Source organism: Shinella sp. OV683 (genome assembly GCF_057787725.1).
This window is the reverse complement of record NZ_CM173543.1, coordinates 4,226,412-4,249,493: the sequence shown is the minus strand read 5'-3', so window position 1 is coordinate 4,249,493 and position 23,082 is coordinate 4,226,412. Positions and strand designations below refer to the sequence as shown.

General features: G+C 57.1%; 19 protein-coding genes. 10 read left to right on the top strand and 9 right to left on the bottom strand.

Features of this window, described 5'->3' with window-relative positions:
• Positions 1 to 18: 18 nt before the first annotated feature.
• The 6 genes from ACXHRN_RS20580 to ACXHRN_RS20555 are packed head-to-tail and all read right to left on the bottom strand — an operon-like array spanning position 19 to position 9,477.
• Entirely contained in the window at positions 19 to 1,815 is a 1,797-nt protein-coding gene (locus ACXHRN_RS20580; RefSeq protein ID WP_488638163.1) for a GMC family oxidoreductase, read from the bottom strand.
• 2 nt (positions 1,816 to 1,817) lie between these two features.
• On the bottom strand, positions 1,818 to 4,613 hold the full coding sequence (locus ACXHRN_RS20575) for a hypothetical protein (protein WP_488638162.1): 2,796 nt from the start codon (positions 4,611 to 4,613) through the stop codon (positions 1,818 to 1,820).
• An 18-nt stretch (positions 4,614 to 4,631) separates the two neighbouring features.
• Complete coding sequence (locus tag ACXHRN_RS20570; protein WP_488638161.1) at positions 4,632 to 6,107, bottom strand: c-type cytochrome; 1,476 nt, start codon at positions 6,105 to 6,107, stop codon at positions 4,632 to 4,634.
• The gene (locus ACXHRN_RS20565) at positions 6,104 to 6,535 is read right to left on the bottom strand and encodes a hypothetical protein (RefSeq protein ID WP_488638160.1); all 432 of its coding nucleotides are present in this window, start codon (positions 6,533 to 6,535) and stop codon (positions 6,104 to 6,106) included. The genes ACXHRN_RS20570 and ACXHRN_RS20565 overlap by 4 nt, the downstream gene beginning before the upstream one ends.
• Positions 6,532 to 8,058 carry a c-type cytochrome gene (locus ACXHRN_RS20560; RefSeq protein ID WP_488638159.1) on the bottom strand — a complete coding sequence of 509 codons (1,527 nt, stop codon included), beginning with the start codon at positions 8,056 to 8,058 and terminating at the stop codon, positions 6,532 to 6,534. The genes ACXHRN_RS20565 and ACXHRN_RS20560 overlap by 4 nt, the downstream gene beginning before the upstream one ends.
• Positions 8,059 to 8,091: 33 nt before the next feature.
• On the bottom strand, positions 8,092 to 9,477 hold the full coding sequence (locus ACXHRN_RS20555; protein WP_488638158.1) for an NADH:flavin oxidoreductase: 1,386 nt from the start codon (positions 9,475 to 9,477) through the stop codon (positions 8,092 to 8,094).
• A 130-nt stretch (positions 9,478 to 9,607) separates the two neighbouring features.
• On the opposite strand from ACXHRN_RS20555, the gene ACXHRN_RS20550 reads away from it, so the two are divergent.
• Positions 9,608 to 9,760 carry a hypothetical protein gene (locus ACXHRN_RS20550; protein WP_488638157.1) on the top strand — a complete coding sequence of 51 codons (153 nt, stop codon included), beginning with the start codon at positions 9,608 to 9,610 and terminating at the stop codon, positions 9,758 to 9,760.
• Positions 9,761 to 10,161: 401 nt separating this feature from the next.
• On the opposite strand, the gene ACXHRN_RS20545 is transcribed toward ACXHRN_RS20550, so the two are convergent.
• Positions 10,162 to 12,399 (bottom strand): hypothetical protein, encoded by a 2,238-nt coding sequence (locus ACXHRN_RS20545; RefSeq protein WP_488638156.1) that lies wholly within the window; start codon positions 12,397 to 12,399, stop codon positions 10,162 to 10,164.
• 632 nt (positions 12,400 to 13,031) lie between these two features.
• Between ACXHRN_RS20545 and ACXHRN_RS20540 the strand changes: the two genes are divergently transcribed.
• The 6 genes from ACXHRN_RS20540 to ACXHRN_RS20515 all read left to right on the top strand — a co-directional run bounded on the left by ACXHRN_RS20540 (position 13,032) and on the right by ACXHRN_RS20515 (position 16,864).
• Positions 13,032 to 13,631 (top strand): dTMP kinase, encoded by a 600-nt coding sequence (locus ACXHRN_RS20540; RefSeq protein WP_488638155.1) that lies wholly within the window; start codon positions 13,032 to 13,034, stop codon positions 13,629 to 13,631.
• 83 nt (positions 13,632 to 13,714) lie between these two features.
• The gene (locus ACXHRN_RS20535; protein ID WP_488638154.1) at positions 13,715 to 14,056 is read left to right on the top strand and encodes a hypothetical protein; all 342 of its coding nucleotides are present in this window, start codon (positions 13,715 to 13,717) and stop codon (positions 14,054 to 14,056) included.
• Entirely contained in the window at positions 14,053 to 14,421 is a 369-nt protein-coding gene (locus ACXHRN_RS20530; RefSeq protein WP_488638153.1) for a helix-turn-helix domain-containing protein, read from the top strand. Before ACXHRN_RS20535 ends, ACXHRN_RS20530 begins: the two co-directional genes overlap by 4 nt.
• Before the next feature lies 1 nt (position 14,422).
• Positions 14,423 to 15,442: a protease inhibitor I42 family protein gene (locus ACXHRN_RS20525; protein ID WP_488638152.1), complete on the top strand. Its 1,020-nt coding sequence runs from the start codon at positions 14,423 to 14,425 to the stop codon at positions 15,440 to 15,442.
• Positions 15,442 to 16,116 (top strand): C1 family peptidase, encoded by a 675-nt coding sequence (locus ACXHRN_RS20520; RefSeq protein WP_488638151.1) that lies wholly within the window; start codon positions 15,442 to 15,444, stop codon positions 16,114 to 16,116. The genes ACXHRN_RS20525 and ACXHRN_RS20520 overlap by 1 nt, the downstream gene beginning before the upstream one ends.
• The gene (locus tag ACXHRN_RS20515) at positions 16,088 to 16,864 is read left to right on the top strand and encodes a thymidylate synthase family protein (RefSeq protein ID WP_488638150.1); all 777 of its coding nucleotides are present in this window, start codon (positions 16,088 to 16,090) and stop codon (positions 16,862 to 16,864) included. Before ACXHRN_RS20520 ends, ACXHRN_RS20515 begins: the two co-directional genes overlap by 29 nt.
• Here ACXHRN_RS20515 and ACXHRN_RS20510 read toward each other — a convergent pair whose 3' ends face one another.
• Together ACXHRN_RS20510 and ACXHRN_RS20505 are read right to left on the bottom strand one after the other, a co-directional pair.
• Positions 16,865 to 17,533 carry a uracil-DNA glycosylase gene (locus ACXHRN_RS20510; protein ID WP_488638149.1) on the bottom strand — a complete coding sequence of 223 codons (669 nt, stop codon included), beginning with the start codon at positions 17,531 to 17,533 and terminating at the stop codon, positions 16,865 to 16,867.
• Entirely contained in the window at positions 17,530 to 18,678 is a 1,149-nt protein-coding gene (locus ACXHRN_RS20505; protein WP_488638148.1) for a pyrophosphatase, read from the bottom strand. Before ACXHRN_RS20505 ends, ACXHRN_RS20510 begins: the two co-directional genes overlap by 4 nt.
• A 138-nt stretch (positions 18,679 to 18,816) precedes the next feature.
• On the opposite strand from ACXHRN_RS20505, the gene ACXHRN_RS20500 reads away from it, so the two are divergent.
• The 3 genes from ACXHRN_RS20500 to ACXHRN_RS20490 are packed head-to-tail and all read left to right on the top strand — an operon-like array spanning position 18,817 to position 22,429.
• Positions 18,817 to 19,953 (top strand): hypothetical protein, encoded by a 1,137-nt coding sequence (locus ACXHRN_RS20500; RefSeq protein ID WP_488638147.1) that lies wholly within the window; start codon positions 18,817 to 18,819, stop codon positions 19,951 to 19,953.
• Entirely contained in the window at positions 19,950 to 21,095 is a 1,146-nt protein-coding gene (locus ACXHRN_RS20495; RefSeq protein ID WP_488638146.1) for a caspase family protein, read from the top strand. The genes ACXHRN_RS20500 and ACXHRN_RS20495 overlap by 4 nt, the downstream gene beginning before the upstream one ends.
• Complete coding sequence (locus ACXHRN_RS20490) at positions 21,092 to 22,429, top strand: hypothetical protein (protein ID WP_488638145.1); 1,338 nt, start codon at positions 21,092 to 21,094, stop codon at positions 22,427 to 22,429. Before ACXHRN_RS20495 ends, ACXHRN_RS20490 begins: the two co-directional genes overlap by 4 nt.
• Positions 22,430 to 23,082 lie beyond the last annotated feature (653 nt).

Genomic DNA, 23,082 nt, shown 5'->3' with positions numbered 1-23,082 from the left:
CACTCCCCTTATAGAGCTCTATGGATCGGCGAGAATGACGTCTGCGGCCTTTTCGGCGATCATATATATGGCCGTGGCGAGGAAATAGCCCGGAATTCGCGGAAAGACCGACGCATCGACGACCCGCAATCCCTCGACACTATGCACCTTGAACCGGCTGTCGAGAACGCCACCTTGTTCTTGCGGACCGATGGCGCAGGTGCCGCAAGCATGATGGCCCCAAGCGTTTTCCAGAACATAGCGGCGAAGCGCCTCGTCGCTGTCGTTTTGACGTCCCGGCTCATCCTCGTCGGCGACAACGTCGTCCATGGCATCGGTGACTTTTCTGACGAAGCGGATCCCATGAACCATGGCGTCGAGGTCACGCCTGTAGCGGCCTCCCGCCTCGAAGAAGGAATGAAAGACGATCTCGGGCGGAACCGCGTGATCGGCGCTTCTGAGCTTTACCGTGCCGGCGTGATTTTCGGTATAGGCCTTGAGGACGACCCAGGTCATGTAATCCCGCGCGCGAATGCGCTCGGAATAGCTGCGATAGTAGCCGCGGAAATCAGCCAGCAGTGAAAAGCAGTGCAGGTCCGGCACGGTGAGCGTGTCGCTGGACTTCAGCGCCAGGGAAAACATCAGGCCGTTGCTCGTGTAATTGCCGATGCGAAACCATCGCCACCATCGGTAAGACGCGTCGCGGGTGGTATAAGTCACGCCCTTGAGCGCCGCCCAAGGCTCTTTCATCCGGCTGACGACGCCGACCTCGTAGCGATCCTGGAGGTTGCGGCCAACACCGGGAAGGTTCTGGACAACCGGAATGTTGCATTTCTCGAGATGGTCGCGGTCGCCGATCCCGGACAGCATCAGAAGCTGCGGCGTCGCAAAGGCGCCGCCCGCGACGATTATTTCGCGCCCGGCGCGGATGACGTGCTTCGCTCCGTCGCCATCGACACAATGCACTGCGACCGCACGCTTTCCGGCGAACTCGATGCGCGTCACCTTGGTGTTCAGGCGAATTGTCAGGCGGTCGGGATGGCGTTTCATCACCTTGAGCAACCGTTCGCGCGGGCCGTGCCGCGCGTGACGACGCGTCGATAGGGGTATCACACGCACGCCGCAGGCGTCGGCATTCCAGTTGCGCCGGTCATTCGGGTCGGTTTCGACCGTCTCCCATTCGATCCCGCTCTTGCCAAATGCATCGGCAGCCGCGCCGATGGAGCGCAGGAGCGCTCGCAAAAGCGGCCAGTCGCGCAGCACCCTAAGCGGCAAGGCCCGCTCCGTCGTCATCCAGCCCCACCAGCCATGGCCGGTCGGATTAAGACCGGTGGCAAGCGCGAGCCATCGCCACAGAAAGATGCGGTAACGGCAACGCTCGATGCGCTCGAAATAGGCCTGCATGCGCGTGGCCCTCCAGCTGTCGTCGCCCGTGAGCTGGAAAATGTGGTTCCAATCGCAATGGTTAGGGCGGACGATGATCATCGCGTGATGCGCCGTGCAGCCGCCAAGCCCGCTCGCCCGCGGATAGAGCACGCCGTCCTTCTCTTTGTCGTATCGCCAGTCGCGTTCCTGCATGCGCTGCCTTCGATAGTGGCGGACCCAATAGTCCTGCGCCATGCCCGGATGTTCGGAGGCGAAGGCATGGAAGGCGGGAACGCGATAGGCGTCGAAGAGCGGCATGTCGCTGGTCGGATCGTCCTTGTTCGCGAGCGGATCGCCGCCGGCCTCGATGACGAGCACTGAACGGCCCTTTTCGGCGAGCCGAGCGGCCACGACAGCGCCACCGGCACCGCTTCCGATAACAATGTAGTCGTGGGTCGCGACATCGGGCATCGTTAGAACTGCTTCAAATAGGCGATCAGCGCAGTCTTATCCGATTGCGGCAGATCGGCGCCGAAGGTATGGCCGCGATTGACCACATAGTCGGAGCATTTGCTGAGGGCGACGAGACGATCGATGAGCTTCGCGTCGCGGACAACCGTCTCGGCCTTGGCCCAAATGGCAGGGTCTGCCAGTTCTTGCGGCGTGCATTGTCCGCCGAGCTTCGCGAAGGCGCTGACGAGCGCCGGGCCGTTGTCGATCAGCCGCTCATAATTCGCCCATTTGTCCTCGTCGTCATTGTCGGGCAGCAGCTTGGTGTTGACGAGCGCGTTGATCGGAAACCCTGCCGGGAACGGACCAACTGTGATCGAACCGTCCTTCTTGAAGGCCCAGCCGGCCACACTGCTGAGCACGCCAGTGAATGGCCGCAGCTTGTCGGGCACGAAGCCCGCCGGAACGATGAGGCAGGATGGCGCGGTCGTCCTGTAGATATAGCCGGGCACCGGCATCTGCGTCAGGGTGTCAGTGCGGCGCGTCTCAGGCAACAGCATCTGGCGGATCGAGCGGTCGAAGACGGCGAGTCTGTTCTGTACGCAGGGCAGATAAGGATCGCTCGGGTCGGTGGCCGGGCATGCAGCGCTGTGATCGGGGTGATACCCGCCGGCATCGTCCTGATCATAGTAGTCGGGGCCGTGGTAAATCTCCTCGTGGCCAACCGAATTGTTGAGCAGGAAGGGCGCGGTCGACCAAAGGCTGATCAGCGATGGCGGCCTCAGATAGCCGCGTCCCTTGCCGGCCGGCTGGAGCGGCGTTGCCGCGCCGGATACAGGATGATTGACAGTCACTTCACCCGGAGCGGGCAGGGACTTGTAGGTCGATGAGGTGAAGTTATCCCAGATATCGCCGGAAAGGCCATTGGTGGCAATCGCACTGCAGGCATTGGTGCGCACGACGTCGAGCGGCACGCGTCTTTCCGTCGATAGGTAGTTGCCATCAAGGAAATCCTTGCCATTCTCATCCGGTCCGGTAACGAGCTTGACCATGCCGCGCTTGAAGGCGTCGGACTGCGCCCAGGCCCAGTAACGGTCCCAGCATTCGCGGTAATGCGGGCCGGCGCCACCACTGGCGCAAATTCCCTGATCGACGCCAAGCTCGGCCGGCGGGGTCGGCTGCTTGCTAGAGTGGCAGGCGGCGCAGTTTTCAGCGAACACGATCTTTCCACGATCGACCTCGGCGGGAACGCGTTGTTCCAGGATATCACGCCCGCCCGGCGCATCGGCAAGGTGGTCGGCCCGCGCCGTGACCAGGAAGAAGATCGCCATATCGGGCGTCATCGCCTCGGTGGCTCCCCAATAGACGGAGTTCTTCTGCGCATCGGCGATGCGGATCGGAGAGATCTTCTGCCCGCCGAGGAAGGGACGGAAATGCAAAAGCCACTCTTCACTGAAGAGGCCAATGTTCAGATAGACCCGATTGAGCGCGCCGAGCGTGCCGACGGAATCGGACCCGTCTTTCAGAACGCGCATGGAGGCAACGGCGTCGGTCGTCTTGTCGAAGAACGAACCGAATGCCGCGGTCTCGCGAAAATCTTGAAACTGCTTGTTGTCCTTCTCATCGCCCTTGAGGGCTTCCTTGCCTGTCTTGGCGGCCATGCGCAAGCGGTCGAACACTTCATAGACCGCGTTCATCGTGCGCGGATTGTTCATGTAGTCCGTCGATACAAGGGACGTGTCGAGCGAGCCGGGCGGGTTGGTGTGAAACAGCTGGAAAAGGAAATTTGCCTCGTTCGGAGCGGGATTTCCCGATGACGCACGCGGCCTGGTGTTCCAGAAGAAGATGCGATCGACCCAGAAATATTGCGCGCCGGCATTCGAGGAGATTTCAGGAAACAGCGGACTCTCCACGTTTTTCGGCGGATTGATTGGGTTTGGGCCGACGTGGCAGAAGGCACAGGACATGCCGACCCGGTAGGGACGGACCAGGTCCTTGTCGTTATAGTAGGCGGGGTCGGTGTAATACCGGACCGGATCCCAGCGCTCGGCAGCCTTGCCGTCGAAATCCGGGTTGGGAAACAGGCGCAATCCCATCACGCCGGTCGGCTCGCCATAGTAGGACCCGACAGGAAAGGGTATTTCTTCACCCTTGATCTTGAAGGTTTTCCCGCGCGCGCCGATCTTGACGCCGGGGTAGCGGGCGTCCGCCGAGGGATTGCCGCCGAAACTGTCGGCCGGGCAGTCCTTGTGGCGCTGATCGAGCCACAGGCCCCAATGATCGGCATCCGGGCCTTTCGGAGCGCTGAAGCAGGGTTCGTTCACGAGACCCAGATAGCGAAACCGATTATCGCGGCCATAGGCCATCGTCGGAGAGGGATAGGACGAGATCGTCTTCAAAAGATCGAACGAGCCAAGCGTCGAGCGCGCGGCAAAGTCCCAGAAGCGGTCATTGCCGCCGGTCCAGACAATCCATGCGTTTTGGCCCCGAATCGCCGCCTTGCGAACGGCTTCTGGGTCGAGCCCCGTCGCTTCGGCAATCTGCTTGATCTCCTTGGGATAATCCTTTCCGGCTGCGGGCGGCAGCAGCAGCCCCTTGTCCATTGCGGCAAAGTAGGGCTCGTCGGCGCCGGAGAACTCGGCAACCGTGCGATTGGCGAGCTTCGCTTCATCCTGAACATTGCCGAACTTGCTCGAGTCCGGTTCGATCAGCCACCAGACGAACAGGACAAGACCGGCGACGGCAACGACTGCGACCGTCGCCAGCGTTGCGACCGTCCAGGCCAGAAACCGCACTATTCGCCGTGTTATGTTCGCCATCGTTCCTTCTCCTGATGGTCAAAGAGTCTTGAGGTATGAAAGAAGCTGTTCCTTTTCCCCCGCAGACAGGTCGGTTCCCCAGAGATGCCCTTCATTGCCGTTGCCGGCCTGGCTTGTGTCGTAAAGCGTCCCGTATTTTTCACCCTCTGTGCCCGGTGCACTGACGAAACCGCCATTCTCGGCATCCATCAGATCATAGCCGCGATAGAAGCGCTTCGGCCGCTCGGACGGCAGGGCAAGCAGCGCCCGCAAGGTCGGAACACTGCCGTTGTGCAGATAGGGTCCGCGCAGCCAGAGGCCGCGCAGGCCGGTGGCGACATAGCCGTCGGTCTTCTGGAAATTGGAAAAACCCCAGGCATAACCAGGCTCATAGACCACGTAGCGGTCGCGCGCGGCCGGCGTCCACATGTCGATACGGTGTCGGTCGGTGCCGAGTTCGACGATCGGAATGGGCGTCCGGTAGCGACCGCCGCGCGGGTCGTGGCACACCGCGCAGGTCTTGTCATAGATGGTGTGGCCGGCATCCACCGCCACGACGTCCACGCGATAGGGATCGCCGACCGGCCGGGCGATCGAAAACGGCGATGGCGGGGAACCTTGCAGGCGAATGAAATCCATTACCCGACGAAGGCCCTCTTCCGCGCCAGCATAAGATTTGTAGGTCATGCCGTCGCCGATAGCGCCGGAAACAACCGTCTCGAAGAGATCGGTCTGCAATCCGTCCCAGTGAAGCGAGAAGCGGCGCGTGTTGGTGGCGGCGACCTCGGCGAGCGACCACAGCGGCATCATGTCGGAATTGCCGATCGTGTTGTCGTCGGCGAGTCTGAGATTCTGGAATTTGACCGGATTGAACGGATCGATCCTGCCCGGCCCCCAGTCGGGACGGCTTTTCATCCAGGCAAAGCGCTGTCCCTGCTCCGTGAGCGCCGCACGCGTCGCGGGCACCAGGACGAAGCGATAGAGCGCGCGCTCCCAGAGCGGCATGTCATAGATCCTGGCAATTTCCGTCATCACCCGATCGGCGGTGAAGCGGGGGTCCGCGCCGACGTCGATCAGGAAGCGGATATAGGCCTGCGGGTTAACCCTGGTTCCCGGTCCAGCCACCACCAGACGCGCTGGTTCGTCGGTGCGAAGCCGGTAGCTACCCTGATGGCAGAAGGCGCAGTTCGGCGAAACACGTCCGATCACGCCAAGCGTCTTCACCGAGAGGCCGACCGGAACTTCATCGCCGGCTTGCCAGTAAAGTCCGAAGGCACCCCAGCCATCCTTGTTGGCCGGCAGGTGGTCGGGAAAGATTTGCGGCAGAACCTGCCATATCCAGTACGGGATGCCCTGCGTCTCCTCGTTGCCGATCGAGCCGTGGTTGAAAACTTCCGCGAGATCGTTCGACCTAACCTGCGCAACAGGCCGGAACAACAGAAGGAACAAGCCGCCCGCCCCGACCACGACGATGATCAGCAACACGAAAAGCGACTTCCAGAACACCCGCCTCATCCGCGCGCTCCTTCAGCAATGTCCTGTTCGAGGCGCACGATACGCAAAAGGCAAAACAGCGTTACGATGCCGATCGACCCGTCCAGGAACACGCCGGCAAGATAGCCGACAGGCTGATCGAAGACGAAGACGGCGAGGAAGAAGAAGACCGTGCCGAGGGCTCGCGACGGAAACACCGCGAGCCATGCGAAGACCCGGTAGCGGTCGATGTCCAGCGTCGCGGGAATGTAGAAGATCGTCAGGATGCCGAGCAGCAGGCCGGCAAAGCGCGGCCAGATAAGCTGATTGATGGTAACGCCGAAGAGCCCGAGGATCCATTCCGGGCAGGAGATAAGCGGCAGGACGAAGCCAAAGTTCAGCAGGATCCCGATCCAGACGAGGATCGCATGCCGGGCCTTCCATTTACTGAGCGATCGCGACTGGGTCATAGCGTTTTCATGTATTCAACGAGGGCGTCTTTCTCCGTGTCGAGCAGATCGGTGCCGTAGCGATATCCTTCATGGCCGGTATTGGCATTGCCGGGCCGCGACGTGTCGTAGCGGAAGAGGTCGCCGCCGCCGGCCGCATCCGACCGATAGCCCACCCTGACGGGATCGAACTCGTCGTTGCCGCGATACCAGACGCGCGGCCGCTTGGCGCTCGATTCGAGCAGATCGCGCAAGGTCGGCACCGAGCCGTTGTGAAGATAGGGGGATCGTGCCCAGATGCCGTCCAGAGGATGGTTGGCATAGCCATCCGTCTTGTGAAAACGGCTGAAGCGCCAGGGATAGCCGGAGTAAAGCAGGTTCTGCTCGGCGGCGAAATTCTGCGTGTAGGAAGCCCAGCGGCCGGGATCGGTGCCGATCTTGGCCAGAGGAACGGTTTTACCAAGCCGGCTGAACCGCGCGGTATCATAGTTGTAGACGGCGCCGTCCTTGAAACCATGGCAGTCGGAACAGTAATGCAGGAAAAGCTCCTTGCCTTTCGCTGCCTTTGCCGGATCGATCATGTCGGCAAAAGGAAAGGCAGGCGCCGCCCGGTCCCACATCCAGTCTTCGACCCGCGCAATCGATGGCCTATCGACCGTCACCGGCGTCACGCCCGCGCCGAGTGCCGCGCTCAAATTCCGTTCGGCCACGGAATCGTTGTTGCCGTCCCAATGGAGGTTCATGCCCTCGCGCGGGCGCTGCCGCCAGATGGAGGGAAAATCGGAGGAACCATTGAGAGCGGCGACACTGACATTGGCCTCGTCCATCGGGAAGTTGAACTGCAGGGCCTTGTAGGGGTTGAACGTGTCCACCCTGCCCGGACCCCAGTCCTCCTGGCGATTGACGAAGGCGAGTTGGGTGCCGAGTTCGAGGAAAGCGTTCTTGACCCTCGGGAAAACCACGTAGCGGTAGATCAGACGATCGAAGGCATTGAGATCGCCGCCAACCTCAGGGCTGTTAATCGCCGCAATCAGGGTATCGGCGTTGAAGCCCGGGTCGCGGCCGACATCGATGAAGAAACGGATGAATTCCTGCAGGCGCAGATTGTTGGACGGCGCGCCGGGGATCAGATGGCGAACGGGATCGCCTTGCAAATGGTAGGTGCCGACGTGACAGACCGAACAGTTCAGCCAGACGCGTTCGACGCCGGAGACAACACGTCGCGATACGCCGATCGGCAGATCGTCGCCGGGCTTTTCATAGAGAAAACCGAAGCGGCCCCATCCTTCCGGGCCGAGCTTGCTGGCATACATGACGGGCAGCGCCTTAAAGACCCAGTAAGGTGGCCCGGTCGCCGTTTCGCTACCGATCGAGCCGTGCGTGAAATGGTCGATCTGGTCTCGAAAGGCGACGACGTACTGGTTGACGAAGATCAGGTAATAGGCTGCCGCGAAAAGCAAGAGGATGACAATCGCCAGTCGCCAGCGGCGGCGGCGTCTTACGGCGATTTCGACGGGCGTCCTGCGGTCGTTGTCGCTGCTCATGGTCCACTCCAAATATGCTGGCGGATGCGCGCTTCAATGGAAGGTTGGAGGTTCGAAAACTGACATGACTTGCTTGATCATCTTGTCGTAGCGATCCTCGAAGTCGGTGCCGTCAAAACGGCTGATGTCGTAACAGCCGAGTGGGTTTTCGAGGTCGTTAAGCAGACATTTGTTGCAGTAGGTACATTCCTTCTCGGGCCTGTTGGCCGAGGCCAGGATCTTCGGAAGGTCATTGTTGGCAACCAGCGTCCGTGCCATGCTCACCGCGTCGCAGGCCCCTGTGCGGATGGCGTCGGCAATCTTGTCGGCATGTTGAAAGCCACCGGTACAGAGCACCTTGATTGCCGGATCGATCTTGGCGATCGCTTCAGACACCGCACGCGCATAGTCGAGGTTGATGCCCTCAATGATCTTTCCCCTCCGCCAGCGCCAGAGCGCCTGGAAAGCGCTGCCCAGCACGGGATTGGAGAAGATCGCATAATTCATAGGCGCGCGCGTACCCTGCGAGAGCATTCCGTCATACCAGCGACGAAGATCGTTCAGCGGCAGGTCGCCCGGCGGGTTGCGAGGATGCGGAAATGTCGAGCCGCTCGAAATGTGGAAAGAGTCAACGCCCTTGCCACCATCGAGCAGCATCGTACAGATGTTGATTGTCTCGTCGAGCGTGTTGCCCTTCTTGATCCACGGGTAGAGCCAGTCGTTGTGGTCGACGCCATTGATCTTCATCTGTAGGTGAAAATCCTGGCCGACCTCACGGCGTATCGCCCGGATGATTTCGAGCACGAAGCGTGCCCGGCCCTCCCAAGCCCCACCATATTCGTCCGTGCGGTCGTTGATACCGGAGCTCAGGAATTGTGTCAGCAGATACCCGTTGGCGCCGTGCAACTCCACGCCATCGAGCCCGGCCTCTTTGGCCCGCCGTGCACCCTGGGCAAACTGCTCCACGACCTCGGAAATCTCAGGCTTCGTCATCGCCTGCGCAAGCAGTCCGTGGAAGTAATCGCTCTTGTTGGTGGAGCTCAGGCCCTTTTTGTAGAGGTTTTCGACGCCGCCCATATCCTGCTGTCGCCCGGAATGGCTAAGCTGCATGATGAATCGACAGTCATACTGATGGACGCGGCGGCCGACTTCTCGCCAGAAGGGGATTTTATCATCGGCATCGATCATGGCATAGCGCACGAGGATGCGGCCGCGCACGGAGACCGGGGTGAATGAGGAGATGATGCAGCCGATCCCTCCGCGCGCAAATTTCTCCTCCCAATTTATCCTGGCACTGCCGCCATGGCCATTATAGTCGTCGAATTGCCCGGAAATATTCGATCGGAAGAGACGGTTCTTGACGTGCAGCGAGCGGAACTTCAGCTCCTGAAAAATCATCGCTGCGTTATCGGCGTGCGTAAACTGGCTGTCTGGATGCATAGTGGCCAATCCAAGTAACGTGCCGGAGCAACGAGGGAGGGGAATGGAAGCCGGAATGCAATACTGACGATATAACTTTGCGGTGTGGCAGACGATAATTCACTCTCGTAAAATTTGCAAACGATATCGATTGAAAATCGTAATCTACGCGCGAGTAATTTTGGATGGATTTGCAAGCAAAGAGAGCGGTATTCACGTTGGTGAATTTATTTTATTGACCTCGTTCCTTGCCGGAGTGTGTTTCGGCGCGGCATTTGACCTTGCCAAAGGCGTCGAACGTTGACCCCTTTGCACCCAGGAATTGCCGTTGTCTTACAAGATGTTCGGCCACCTGTAGCGGGGTCAAACTTCGATGCTTAATCACAGCTGACAAAACTCTGGAGCAAGATCAGGGTCTCAGGTCACATTTTGCACCCGGACTCCTTTCGCAGGCGCTCGAAGCCTCGGTTCCAACATTAGTTTCAAAATTTTTCAAAATGGCATTGTTTTTATTCAATAGTTTCTGTGTTTTGCCCTCTCTCCGAGTCTACCGTTGCTTTCTATTTTGCCCCGTACATCGGCAATGATGTTGTGCCGTATCTTCACGAACGTAATTCCCGCCGACATGATCTTCGCGGCGACTGGGCCTGCTTTGATGTTTCACCGCGATGGCGAACATTTCTCGGCGTACTAGTGCGTCTAGCCTCAATGTAAAAGTCGTTCGATTATCTCCGCGTAGAGAGTGAACAGCTGAGGATTCGCATGGCCTTCCGCCGTATTAGGCCGATGATACCATCTTACTGCTCCTACCGGTGCTGACACATCCGGCTTCCAACCGGCAGCAATCCCAGCAAACAAGCGATTGTTGAAATCGGACATATCGTCGCCGTAGCGTTTGTAATAAGCACCGAGATATGACCCGTAGGAATTACTTCTTTGAGAGAAATATTCCTGGGTAGCGTTGTCGCTAATAAGGCTAGGATACCGCAGTTTTGCCATCAATAAATTGACGATATGATTTACATCTCTATCCACGTCATCATGATTATCGTTAGCTATTTGAATAATTAAGTGCGTGTTGGTAAGTAATTCTAGTTCCCCTGCAATTCCACCTCTTGTAACCCCCTGATAGGGAATTATCGAGAAGGGAAGCGGATCGCAACACAACTCCACCGCGAGCGGATCAACATTAAGCGCCCGATAAAATAGGTTGACGGTCGCGGGGCCAATCAAGTCGCCATTGAAGATGTTTCCTGCCAGACATGTGGCGTAGGAAAACGACTTATCTGCCTCACATAAAATTTTGTCGGCGGTTTTCACGGCTTCGCATTTCGCCTTCTGCGTGACGTTAGTGGCCGCCTTTTTGCTCTCACATGCGGCCTTCGCAGAGATATTTCCGGTCTTCTTCTTAATTTCGCATGCAGCTTTGCTTGTGGCGTTAGCTGTTGCTTTTTCTGTTTCGCAAACAGGATCATTATACGCTACAGTTTGCACACAGCCGCCATCCCACGGGCGCTTAAGGATACAGTGTTCTCGGTGACAGTCGCTGGTATCCGTCTCAGCGGAACAGGACGTTTGGTCGGGCTCTGCGGGACAGGGCGCTATATCGACCTCGGCAGCGCATTCTTTAAGGCTGCAATCGCGCTTCTTGATATCAGTGCAATTCCCTCCATCTTGACCAAGAGCATTCCTCCAGTTGCCGTTGAACGCATGCTTCCCCTGTATGTCCTCCGGCAATGCTTCCCACAGGCGCCGAAGATGCTCTGTTTTGCCCCAAACGCCCATTGCCGCAATGAGCGGAACCAACTGATCCCGCGAAGTTCCCCATTCCTTGTCAAAGCCCTTGTTATAGGGGGGCTGCTTTGGATGGCGGTAGAAGACACCATCTCTGTTGGGCTCTAGAAGAGCCAACACGTCGTCGAAGTTTAGCTTTCGACGGGGCTTCCAAGGTTCTAGACCTGGGGTATGCTGCCTGATCCAGACGCCGAGCCAGTACCAGCCTTCCCGCGCTGCGGTGTCTCCGCCGTTGAATGTTCCATCCATATTTTTGTGAACAATTAGGCCATATTGATCGCAAAATATCTCTCTTCCATCCAACAATCGCGCTAAGTCTGACGCAGAGGGCGGAATCGACGAAACAGGTGGTTCTAAGACCTGAACCGTGGTTTGTTTATTCGGATCCGCGTCTGTCACAGGCAAGATAGCGCAAGGGCCCTCTGCTAGCCCGAGGTCAATGGAATGCAACGCATCTTGAGGAGCGCTCGCGATACTTTCGTGGCCCAGTCGTAGCCAACGCAAACCATTCGGACTGGTTGCCGTCTCCACGACTTTAACGCGTGTACCCTTCGTCAATTTGAACAACGGGGCTCGATCTGTTGAGGGATCACCTCGCACATTTAGCAGCGCTGATGTTTCAAGCTCGTCGCCAACTGCGATTTCTGCCGCATCGACGTCAGTCTGGGCCCGGCGAAAGTAGGACTTCGATACGTCGAGTGGATGTGCTGCAACCCAGAAGTTGCACATGTGCAGGGAGTCGCACGGACCGCTATGAAAAACTGGCTCGGTTAATATGGGCGATTGTTTCGAAACGTCTGACTCCGGATCAGTAAGCACGAAACGCACCCATAGCTGAGTTCCATAAGGCGCCGCCGGTTCACTCGTCACCTCCCTGACCAGAACAAGCGAGCCTTTCCGAAGTGAGATTGTTTTGTCGAAGCGAGCCGGTGCATTGTGCAGCCAAATCTCTGTGGTTGTTGTGAAAATTCGCCCCACCTGAACTTCCTTCGGGGAGACGGACAGGCCTTGGCTCTCAAACCAGGTACTTGTGTCACCTGGTCCCTGAGCTGCTATCCAATCACGACAATTAAACTCACATGCACGTGGGGAGGACGCAAAGCAGAACAGAAGTAATAGCGATGCCAGTATGGCCAACAATGCACGCATGTCCCCCTCCCTTATAAGCCGATCTTGAAAAATACTACGAGAATAACTAGTGAGCAATCGAGGTAACGATATAAGCTGTCATTTCCCCGAGCAAGATAGCTGTAGCGCGATATCAATAGGGAGTTACTTGTCCTATGATCTGCGCCAGTAAGCCCAAAAAGACCGGTGAGAGAACATCATGAAAGTGCCCGTTTTTATCAGTAGACCAAGCCCCCACCTGTCGGCTCAATCAAGGTTTGTCGATCAGTTCATAACGGAGCTCCAAGCGCGAGGCTTTGAACCATTGACGCTCGGACCTGGTAGTAGCTACGACTACGACGCTCCACTGGTGGGCATAAGACGGCTCCTGACCCATTGTTGCGGTCTCGTTTCGATAGCTTTTAAGCGAACTCATGCACCGATGGCTACCAAGTATCCCGGTGCGGACTGAATATCGTTAAGTAAAGCAAAGCGAATCATTACCATGTGAAAATGCGGATCAACTTGAGCCTGAAATCAACAACTCCCACCTTCTTTTGTCCTAAACTTCAGGATACTCGCAGGCCTCCAATCGCCCTTAGAACACTTCCTTTCTTGGGAAGTCTGCGTTATCAGTTGCATGGGTTGCATTGGAGGTTCGAATGTCAGGAAAGTTGTTTTTTGTCGAGGGGCCGGACGGAGTTGGCAAGACGACGACGATCGATCAGCTGAAGGTTGCCTTGTCGCGACGGCCCGACAGCTTCGAGTTCCTGAGTTTCCCCGGAAAAGCGGAAGGCACTCTCGGGGCGGTCGTCTATCGTATCCACCATGATCCCGAGGCATTCGGGATTTCGACAATGACCGAATTGTCGAAGCAGGCGCTTCATATCGCAGCGCATCTTGATGCGATCGAGCGGTTGATCGTGCCGGCGTTGCGATCAGGCACTAATGTGCTATTTGATCGCTTCTGGTGGTCAACGCTCGTCTACGGGGCCGCCGCCGGCGTTCATCAAGCTGGTCTGAACACGCTTGTCGAAGCTGAACGGCTAGTATGGAACAGGTTCCAGCCATCGCTTGCCGTCCTCCTGGACCGCGACCAACCAATTGATCGGGATGTCGAAATCAGAAGTTGGCTCAGATTGCGCGACGCTTACCGAGATCTCGCGCATTCCGAGCGTTCTCACTACCCGGTCGAAATCGTCTCGAATATGGAGACCCCAGAGGCAGCCGTTTCCGCCATACTCAATCTGATCGAAAGAGCACTCGATAAGTGATGTCCGATTTTCCGACATTTTATGTTGGAAAATCGGACGAATATGTTATATGTCTGCATACGACGCCGTTGGAGGGCCGACTCTTGCCGATCAATTCGAGTACGAAAGTCAAATCGCCGCCGTTCCCCGTGGATCAAGTCCTGGAAACGCTGCTCGCTGAAATCATAAAGTCGGTCAAAGACCTGGCTGAGTTCGAAGGCGTCCTGCTTCCGAAGTCTCAGAAGGAACTGATCGTCAAGTCGATCCACATCGATTCTCACACCGTCGTCGAAATTCTATGCGTCCTCGATGAGGTCGTGGGGTTCGAGGTAGGCCAAGGCGCCGTACGTCCTGGGGGTTATGAATCCATCCAGGAGGCTGTCGATGATGTAACCGCTCGTATGGCCAAGCTTTGGGAGAAGCATTTCGAAGGGGCGGACGCATGAAAAGTCCCGCCGATGGAAAGTCGGATGAGGCAGAACGCCTTGCAATCGCCGACAAGCTGCGGCAATCTCGGGAGTATGTTGGGCTCAGCCAGGACGAGGTCGCCAGCCGCCTTACGATTCCACGAAGCGCGCTCTCCAATATCGAAACTGGACAGCGAAAAGTTGATGTCATCGAACTTCGAAAACTGGCCGCACTCTATCGCCGTCCAGTGAGCTACTTCACGGGTGATGCCGACCCGTCGGAAATTTCGGGTCCGGTGCACCATCTGGCACGCACTGCATCCAAGCTATCTTCCAACGACCTTCAGGAACTCAGCCGATTTGCGGATTTTCTGAAGAGCCGCTCGTCCATCGAGGAAGAATAGGATGACCGCTATCGAAAACGCCATTCGGAAAGCCATGACGGCGGCTGGCCGTCTGCACAACGATCTGGCAATACGAGACAGGATCGAGCGGGCGAATGGGACTTTAAACGGCCAGATCGACGTTTTCGGGATTATGGCTCGCCTCAACCTGCCGCTGATCTTTCGTCCGCTAGACGGGTTGCTGGGTGCTTTTATGAGCGAGCCGGCCCCGGGCGTGCTTGTGACCACAAAACGTCCACTGAGCGTCCAGCGGTTCACCGCCGCCCATGAACTTGGACATTTCTATCTCAATCACAGGCCGAGCCTCGACGACGATTCGATCCTGCGGCGTAGTCCCTTTGCAGCCTCAAAGGACGCTAGCCTTCAAGAAGTGGAAGCTGACGCGTTTGCGGCGTCATTTCTCCTGCCTCAATGGCTGGCGCTTTTTCATTGTAAACGGCATGGCTGGACTAAACAGTATCTTCCCGATCCCCGAATTGTCTATCAGCTGTCGCTGCGGGCGGGCACGAGTTATTCAGCGACGTGTTGGACGCTCGCACGCTATAATATGATCAGCCGCCTCCAGGCGAAGCAGCTTGCCGACATAGAGCCGAAAAAGATCAAGAAGGCTACACTCGGCGATGTGGAGCCGGCGGCCTACTACGGCGATGTCTGGGAACTGGGTGAAGCGGACAGAGGCGAGGTTCTCCACGGCGGTCCGGACGATCTCTTTGTGGTGCGCCTGAAGGAGAATGCGGGAGCTGGCTACCTTTGGCGTGTAGAGGAACTGAGCTCGGATGCATTTACGGTCCGAGAAGATGTCCGTGAAAATACCGACGCGGAGGCCGCTGGCGGCCCAGTCGTCAGGCGCATCGTCGCACAATCTGTGAGGCAGCAGCAGGGCACGATCAGGATGACCGAAGCGCGGCCTTGGCAGCCCGGCAGCGTCGTCAACGATTATACACTTGACGTCGATCTTCACGGTCCCGAAGTTGCTGGCTGGTCGCGCGCTGAACGTCGTTTTAGACTGGAGGCCGCGTAGTGTCCAAGCCTCTCCTTACCCATGATCTTCGCAGCATGTTTGGGGACGTGCGTGATCAGGGGCTTCGTCCGACATGCCTGGCATTCGCGGTCAGCGACTGTCATGCTGCGGTGCGCGCCGGTTGGGATCCACTTTCAGCCGAGTTTGTTTTCTATCATGCGCAGCGACGTGCAGGTCTTCCACCAACGGAAGGTGCGCTGCTGTTGCATATCCTTGAAGCACTCCGCGATGACGGCCAGCCGCCTGAAACGCTGTGGCCTTATTCTGCGGTTTTGCCAGTCGATCTTAGCCACTGGGGACCTCCGGTGATCACGACAAAATTCTTCCGGAACTCCGCGCGGGGTCCTGGATCGTTCGACGAAATCGTTGATAACCTGATCAACGGCTTGCCGACGGTGATCGTGCTGCACATGGGCGAAGCATTCTATGATCCAAAAGACGGCATTGTGGCCGGCTATACCGGAGAGAAAGATGTCACGCGTCATGCCGTGATCGCGGTTGGCGCGGGGGACTTCGGAGGGCAAAGAGCGCTCCTTGTCCGCAACTCCTGGGGGCCGTCCTGGGGTATCAACGGCCATGCATGGATCACCGAAAATTACATATTACAGAGGTTGCGCCGCATCGCGGTGCTGAAGGAGGAAGTCAGTGTATCTGCCCATCAAAACGCAGCCTAGCTGTGCGTCTGCCTGGCTCGCCGCGGTTACCGCCGTCAATACCGCAAACGGCGCCCATGACGCGCAAAATGTCATCGTTGACGTTGCTGATCCGCTTGCTATAAGCGATGCCGATCGCGAAGTGATCGCTCTCGTCGATCAATATCTGCGAGATCACGACCGGTATCCCGTCGAAACGGTCGCCAACACGATTTTTCCGCGGGCCTTGTACGCGCGGTATAAGGCGCCCGCCTTTTATGATGTCTATCGGACGAGAGTTCTGCCGCGCATCAAGAAGGGCGACTGGGGACGGTACTTCGATCGGATGATCACATTTCCGCTCGAAAAGAAGGGCAAGTCCATCAATCCCCTGGACGACATGGTTACGAAAATGCGCGACCAGGTCGCCTCCGGAAAGTGCTTTCGCAATGTCTACGAGATCACGATTTACGATCCGATCAGGGATGCGGGTCCTCTGATGAACCGGCAGTGCTTGAGTTTCCTGAGCTTCAAGCTCACAGACGGACCAGATCGCAGGCTTCTGCTGACGGCGGTTTATCGCAACCACTATTACATCGAACGCCTCCTGGGCAATCTCATCGGCCTCGGCCGACTCATGAAATTCGTCGCCGATGAGGTGAAGGTCAGCGTCGGAAGCCTAACGATCGTCTCGACTCACGCCGTGGTGGACTCGCCCTCCAGCCGCGAATATCTGAACGAACTTCTTGATGAGGCGCGGACGACAGGAAGCTTGAAGGAAGCAGCGTAACTAAAGGAGATGCAGTTGCGTCTGAGCAGGGGGCCTCCGCCGAACGCTATAGAACGTCTCTAAGGTATCGATGAATTCGTTTTGGCCGCCGTAACTCGGATGTCTTACGGCTGTTGCATCCAAATCAAGATCAGCGAGAGCGGACTGTGCATCTCGGCCGATCGCGACAAGATGTTTGGGTCTGAGTGCGGCAATAAGGGCCTCGAGCAGCGGCTTGCAGGCGAGCCTCTCGCTTCTCGAATGACAACGATTGGTCATTGGTTCGCCGGCAGCATGCGGATGGAAAGGAAAGACATTCCACAGAAAGATCGGCTGTTCGATCGATTTCAGCATCTCCCAGACCACCGACGCCGTTCGTTCGGCAACCGGTGGCCCTTTGGTTGCCCTATGCAGCGGGGCCGTACCAAGCAATGCGGCATGCCAATCCAAATGCAGTTCGTCGGTAAGCGCTAGTCCGGTGCGACGACCGCCGCGGTAGCCGAGATCGCGGGCGATCCAGAAGGAGTGTACCCCCTTCATCATTGCCGCATCCAAAACCGTCTCGAGATTTTTACGTCGTATCGCCGGGGATTCATCGGTATCGAAGTCCGGGCACGCGTCCGCATAGGGGTTGAACGCGTTCTCGAAACGGAAGGAGGCTAGTTCTTCAACAAAGGCAGCGGCTTTCATGGCGCAAGCTCCTGCACGATCATGCTCCGTTTGTCCAGATCTAGAACCAGCTGTCCACGACGATGTTCCTTGAGATAGCGATAAGCCGCGTTCCCGGTCAGAATTGCCTGTTCCCAAAGCCAAAGGGGGCAAGATTCGGACTCGAAACCCTGGACAAATCCCCTTACCGTCTTCAGTAAGTTAAAATCAACCTCATCACGACCTACGAAGAAACTATGCTCCTTTGCCCTGGAAAAGACATAGGCCGCGACACCTTCCTCCACGATGATAGCGCGCAGACCGTCTTCGCCGTCATCGACTTTGGTCTTGCTTTTCCGCTTCACCTTCAACAGCGCCCGTGTCACCGGTGACCACCCCAAGACCGCGGCGTAAGCGTAGTGAAAAGCGTCATGAAACCGATAGAAATCTTCGACGATGTTGTTGTCGGTCAACCGGTCACCGATATTCACGCCGTTGCAGCGCTGGTAAACATAGGCTTTCTCGCCGCTCACTCGTTCGAAGATCTCAACCTGAAGTTGGCGTGGCAGCTGCTCTTCCGGATGGTACTCTGTGTCGAACAATGCCGGCCATGTCCGTTCGACCGGCCATTTGTCCTGTGCCTTGTGGATATTGCGAACCGCCGCCTCGCTCAGTATGACGCCTGCCTCGGTTGCTGCATCGACAAGATTGCGGAAGATGACCGTCAATTTGCTGACAAGCAAAGGCTTATCCGTTTTGGAGACAGCTGCACCATGTTCGTCGGACAGATTTCCAACGGCGTTTGCGAGCTTTAGAAGGGTACGGGACACTTCCGAGGTTGGAAATGGAAGTCTAAGGCTTCGTTGGGGTTGCAACTGCTCAAACGTGATGGCCCCATCGGGCACGTGTCGAAAATCCGATGCTAGATCCTCAAATGGGATCTCGGCCTGAGCGGCGATGATGGCGAGGTACCAGAGTGCATCGCCGAATTCCTCCAAGACGCCGCCCTCATAGGAGTCGTAAGCGCTGGCGTCTCTTTGCTTTTTCTTCACCTCGCTCAACAGGCTGCCTGTCTCACCAAACAGTCCGAGGATAGGCAACCCCAATCCAGCCGCCTTTCCTCGGGTTTTGTCAGTCGTCAGCGCCGCAGCCTGGTACTCGTTCAAAGTAACCGTAGAAGCGTCCATCCCCCGAATCCTCCCTTTGAATGAGAGGGTGCCAGACATTTTCGCAAATAGGAATCGGAAGTTCATAACTTATACGTGTTGTGACTTGCCAGCCACACGCTTTCAAGTTTAACTGCGCGATATCAAGGGAGGATGAAATTGGTGCAGGTAGTATTTGTTCACGGCGTTGCCAACAGAAAAACGGACGCTGGCTTCGACGCGAACGTCGCTGCGCGTGATCGCCGGTTTAAGGACCTAGGATTTTCGTCGGCAGATTTCAAAATCAGCAATCCCTACTGGGGTGAGTTTGGTGCCGACCCTCAATGGAAGCTTGCTTCCGTCCCGAAATTCGACACCGCGTACCAGGCTTTGGGTATCGGCGCAGCGTTGGCGCCAGCGGGAAACGGTTCCGAAATCCTCGAGGCTGCGCGAACCGATTTCGCGGCAGTGGTCGGCGCGCTTTCCGTCACGGCCCTTTCGGATCCGACAAATCCGCTCTCTCAGGACCAGGAGGTCTTCTGGATGACAGCCGCCAAATACGCTGCGGTTCAGCCAAAGCCTGCCTGGCTCGCGACGGTCAATCACGATGCAGAATTCTGCGATCGGCTTAGGAAAGAAGTCGAGGCCGGCGCCGCAGTTCAAGGTCTGGGATTCCTCGACAAGGTGAAAGAAGCGGCTGACAAACTGAAGGGCGGTGCTTCAAATCTTGTCAACAGCCCGTTTGCGCGCGCCGGTCGGGAGAAAATCACGCCGAGTCTTGCGATATTTATCGGCGATGTCTTCCGGTATCTGCGCCAGGACGACGCTCGTACGAGAATCCGTCAGATTGTTTCCGAGGCCATTATTGCTGCTGGTAGAGAGAGAAAGGCAGGCGAGCCTTTGGTGCTCATCGGGCACAGTATGGGAGGTGTTATCCTTTATGATCTGCTGTCGAGTGACGAAACAGTCAAGAAACTTTCTGAGGCCATTGGCTCGAAGTTCGAGGTCGATCTCCTCCTCACCGTCGGCTCTCAGGTTGCGCTTTTCGAAGAGATGAAGCTTTACGACGCAAGCTCAGCCGAGTTCTCAGGGCAGACTAAACCTGTGCCAAGGCCGAAAGCGGTCAAGACTTGGTGGAACGCCTTCGACAAGATGGACGTCCTATCCTTCGTGACCAAACCTATCTTTCAAGACACCGAGGATTTCTCAGTCGATACGATCGCGGGCGTTCTCGATGCTCATGGTGCTTATTTTTCCAGCACAATGTTCTACGCACGCTTGAATGCTCGGCTGAAAAACATTGGGCTTGCACCGTGACGACAGTTTATCTTCGGCAAGGAGACGCCCCGCGAACCCACGCATTCATCATCGGGTGCGGTCGCTTCCCAAGTCTCAGTCCAAATGGCGCCGCCGACAGGGTCGCGACTGCCGCCGGCGCCCGCGCCATGGCACGATTTCTGCTAGATCATGCCGACAGCTTGATCGCCCCGCTCGGTTCGATCGAAATGCTGCTGTCGGATCCAGCTCAAGCCGCTGACCAGGACACGCTGGGCTTGGGTGTAGTTGACCACGATCCTCGCGCAGACGATATCGTTGAGCCGGCCACCGACGCGAATTATCACACTGCCGGCGATCGCTGGATCGGTCGATGTCGCCCAGGCGATCACATGTTTTTCTACATGGCGTCGCATGGCGTGACGGATAGCGACACCACTGCGGTCGCGGTGTTGGAAGATATTCGTTCGATCAATCATAGACCTTGGGCGCAATCCATCAACATAACGCAGCTGGCTTCAGCGTTGCCGACGTTACTGGCGGACGGTTGCTGGGTCTTTCTTGATGCCTGCCAAGAGGTTATTCCTGCAATCTTTCAGCAGATCAATGGAGCTCAAAGTCCAGCTCTCATCACTCCCGATATAACCCAAATGACGCGGCGCAGGACAAGTTCGGTTTCGCTTGCCGGTTCGCGGCTTGGCACAAGCGCATGGGCGCCAACCGACGGGGCGCCGCCGTTTTTCACACAAGCCTTGATCGAGGGATTGAAAGGTGCGAGCGTCGAATTTTCCAATACCGACGGTTGGGTGGTGACCGGACAACAGATCCTCTTCACCTTAGGTCGTATTGCAAATGCAGCACTGAATAATATTGATCTGCAAACGGAGTCTCTCACGCAATTTAACCGGGATGTCGGATTATTGAGAGTCCCCCAGCCTCAGATCCCGGTGGTTGTCCGCACGGCGGTTGAAAATCATATCCTGGCCGCGATGTCGGTGACCGCCAACGATGGCAACGGGCGTGTTCTCACGAAGAATGATGCCGAGTTGGCATGGAGGTTCCGTGTCGATCCTGACTTTGCACGCTACACAACGTCAGCGCAATTTGCAGGGGGAAATCCTGTCTACCAAGATCAGGTCTTCACAGCGACGCCACCGGCACAGATCGTGGAGCTCGTGGAATGACGGGCAAGGATGATGTTCATAACGTCCGCATATTTGGCCCCTCTCAGGTACCGCACCACTACCGGCTGGTAGCCACGGAACGCAATACAGGCGGAGCGGATCTTCTCAGCAACAAGGACGGGGTGGCGGAGACGCAACTGCCTGCCGGGACGTTTCTGTGCTATGCGGAAGATCTCACGACCGGGGCGATATCGACAACAAAAATCAATATCGCTAGCGGTAGCGTGGATCCCGTTGTCGTGGAGCTCGGTGAGAGGCCGAAGGCGACATCCGTTGCCTCAAATTTCCGACCCAGCCGCGTTCAAGCCTATCAGTCATTCCGGACAGCATCGGCTACGCTGGGCGAGATCGATGAAGATCGCGTACCAATCGTATCCCCTTATTTGATTGAGTTTGCTGCGAAGCGATTCTCGGGAGCCTTGACGCCCCTGACATCAAGGTTGGAAAAACGTTTCTCGATTGGTCTCTCGATCGATCTCACCTCGGGGCAACGAGGCGGCTGGCGCGCATTTGAGCGAATAGAAGGTCTCCAGGCCCGTCAAGACGGCAACCAGATCATAGTCGACTTTGGCGAACTAGCATTTCGACCTAAAGAACGGCTCCGTTTGAGCGTTAGTGTCGAGGGGGACCATGTCTGGCAAGTCAACCTGCCGCTGTTCGAGGCGGGCCTTATCGTAGAAGTTCCAGTGGTAACATCCGGCTTTGGGCCGGAGCTCGGTTTACACCTGGTCGTGCCGGATCCAACTCTTTCGTTGGTGCTGGCTGGTTCGCTCGGGTCCTTTTCTGGCGGCCTGGAGAAAATCTCCGGTTTTCAATCAGATCGCCGTACAAAGTCTGATGACGATCCTTGGACCGGTCTTTCGTGGGCCCTTGCTGATATCAGGGGCGGCGCCGCACCTCGGCTCCCTGGTAAGGACCCGTGGCCGTGGCATCAATTCGATCCCATCAGCGATGGGTACGTCGTTTGGGCATGGCTAACTGCTGCGAACGCCGACAAGGCCTCAGTCGAGCTTGATAAGCGCTGCCTCGACACCTTGGTGCAAGCGCGTAAGCTCGGTCGACCATATTTCTCTGCGACAAGTGAGTTGGCGGTGGAAATGTTACAAGCACTCGCGAGCGCGTCAAAGGACGCTAGCATCCGGGCAAATGCGAAATACGAAGCTGCTATATGGTCGCGCCGCGGGAAGACGAAGCTCAAAACTGGACCCTTCTATTCGTGGGAGCGGTCAGAACAAAATATGCAAAACGGCAAATTGCCGGTAGGAAACTATGCGACGCTCGTTTCTGGGCAGCTCGGCACTGGTCGATTGGACGTCGCGACTATTCTGAAATAGCGCGCCCCGAGATAGATCGGGTCGAGACTGCGACGTGTTGACGGGTCGGACACCAAGTCACGTACCAGACCCGGAATTTGAACGATTATCCGGCTTCAGCTGTCATCTCGAAAGTTTGCTCAGCAATCCATTCGCGCATACCGCGACCCCAAATGCCAAAACCTCCAGGAGTCTTATCCACGAGCTGTAGGCGCCATAAACGGTCGTCTCGGGGAAGAGACTGGAGTTCCAGAACCAATGCCGATTTTCGTCCAATCTCTGCCTCGAGCGTGGAATACCCCGCGAGAGGTGTGTTTCGGCGTGGCGTTTGACCCCACCATGGGCGCCGAACGTTGACCCTTGGCCACAACGAAGAATATGCAGATTGAACAGCATGTTAATCGGTACTAAACGGGGTCATTCTTCCGCGCAGAAAGAGGGCAATCTTCACTGCTTAATCACAACAGATCCGTCGGCAGCGCCCGCAATGCAACCAATGTGACCTGCCGCTTCGCGCGGCAATCTCCCAAATTATCTTTATCGACTGGACTTCCTGAGCCGGACGAGCATTGCTGTCAAGGCGGGCCAACAACGTGGTCCGAATGCATCACGCCCGCAATCGCGGGCTTCCGTCAGTACAGGTGCTGGATTGGCCAGCACCTTGTTCGCGACGG

Excerpts from the sequence above, each read along its gene's own strand:
- ACXHRN_RS20525 (WP_488638152.1), top strand. The coding sequence starts at position 14,423 with ATGACCGCTATCGAAAACGCCATTCGGAAAGCCATGACGGCGGCTGGC.
- ACXHRN_RS20560 (WP_488638159.1), bottom strand. The coding sequence starts at position 8,058 with ATGAGCAGCGACAACGACCGCAGGACGCCCGTCGAAATCGCCGTAAGA.
- ACXHRN_RS20530 (WP_488638153.1), top strand. The coding sequence starts at position 14,053 with ATGAAAAGTCCCGCCGATGGAAAGTCGGATGAGGCAGAACGCCTTGCA.
- ACXHRN_RS20555 (WP_488638158.1), bottom strand. The coding sequence starts at position 9,477 with ATGCATCCAGACAGCCAGTTTACGCACGCCGATAACGCAGCGATGATT.
- ACXHRN_RS20490 (WP_488638145.1), top strand. The coding sequence starts at position 21,092 with ATGACGGGCAAGGATGATGTTCATAACGTCCGCATATTTGGCCCCTCT.
- ACXHRN_RS20510 (WP_488638149.1), bottom strand. The coding sequence starts at position 17,533 with ATGAAAGCCGCTGCCTTTGTTGAAGAACTAGCCTCCTTCCGTTTCGAG.
- ACXHRN_RS20580 (WP_488638163.1), bottom strand. The coding sequence starts at position 1,815 with ATGCCCGATGTCGCGACCCACGACTACATTGTTATCGGAAGCGGTGCC.
- ACXHRN_RS20565 (WP_488638160.1), bottom strand. The coding sequence starts at position 6,535 with ATGACCCAGTCGCGATCGCTCAGTAAATGGAAGGCCCGGCATGCGATC.
- ACXHRN_RS20545 (WP_488638156.1), bottom strand. The coding sequence starts at position 12,399 with ATGCGTGCATTGTTGGCCATACTGGCATCGCTATTACTTCTGTTCTGC.
- ACXHRN_RS20570 (WP_488638161.1), bottom strand. The coding sequence starts at position 6,107 with ATGAGGCGGGTGTTCTGGAAGTCGCTTTTCGTGTTGCTGATCATCGTC.
- ACXHRN_RS20505 (WP_488638148.1), bottom strand. The coding sequence starts at position 18,678 with ATGGACGCTTCTACGGTTACTTTGAACGAGTACCAGGCTGCGGCGCTG.
- ACXHRN_RS20575 (WP_488638162.1), bottom strand. The coding sequence starts at position 4,613 with ATGGCGAACATAACACGGCGAATAGTGCGGTTTCTGGCCTGGACGGTC.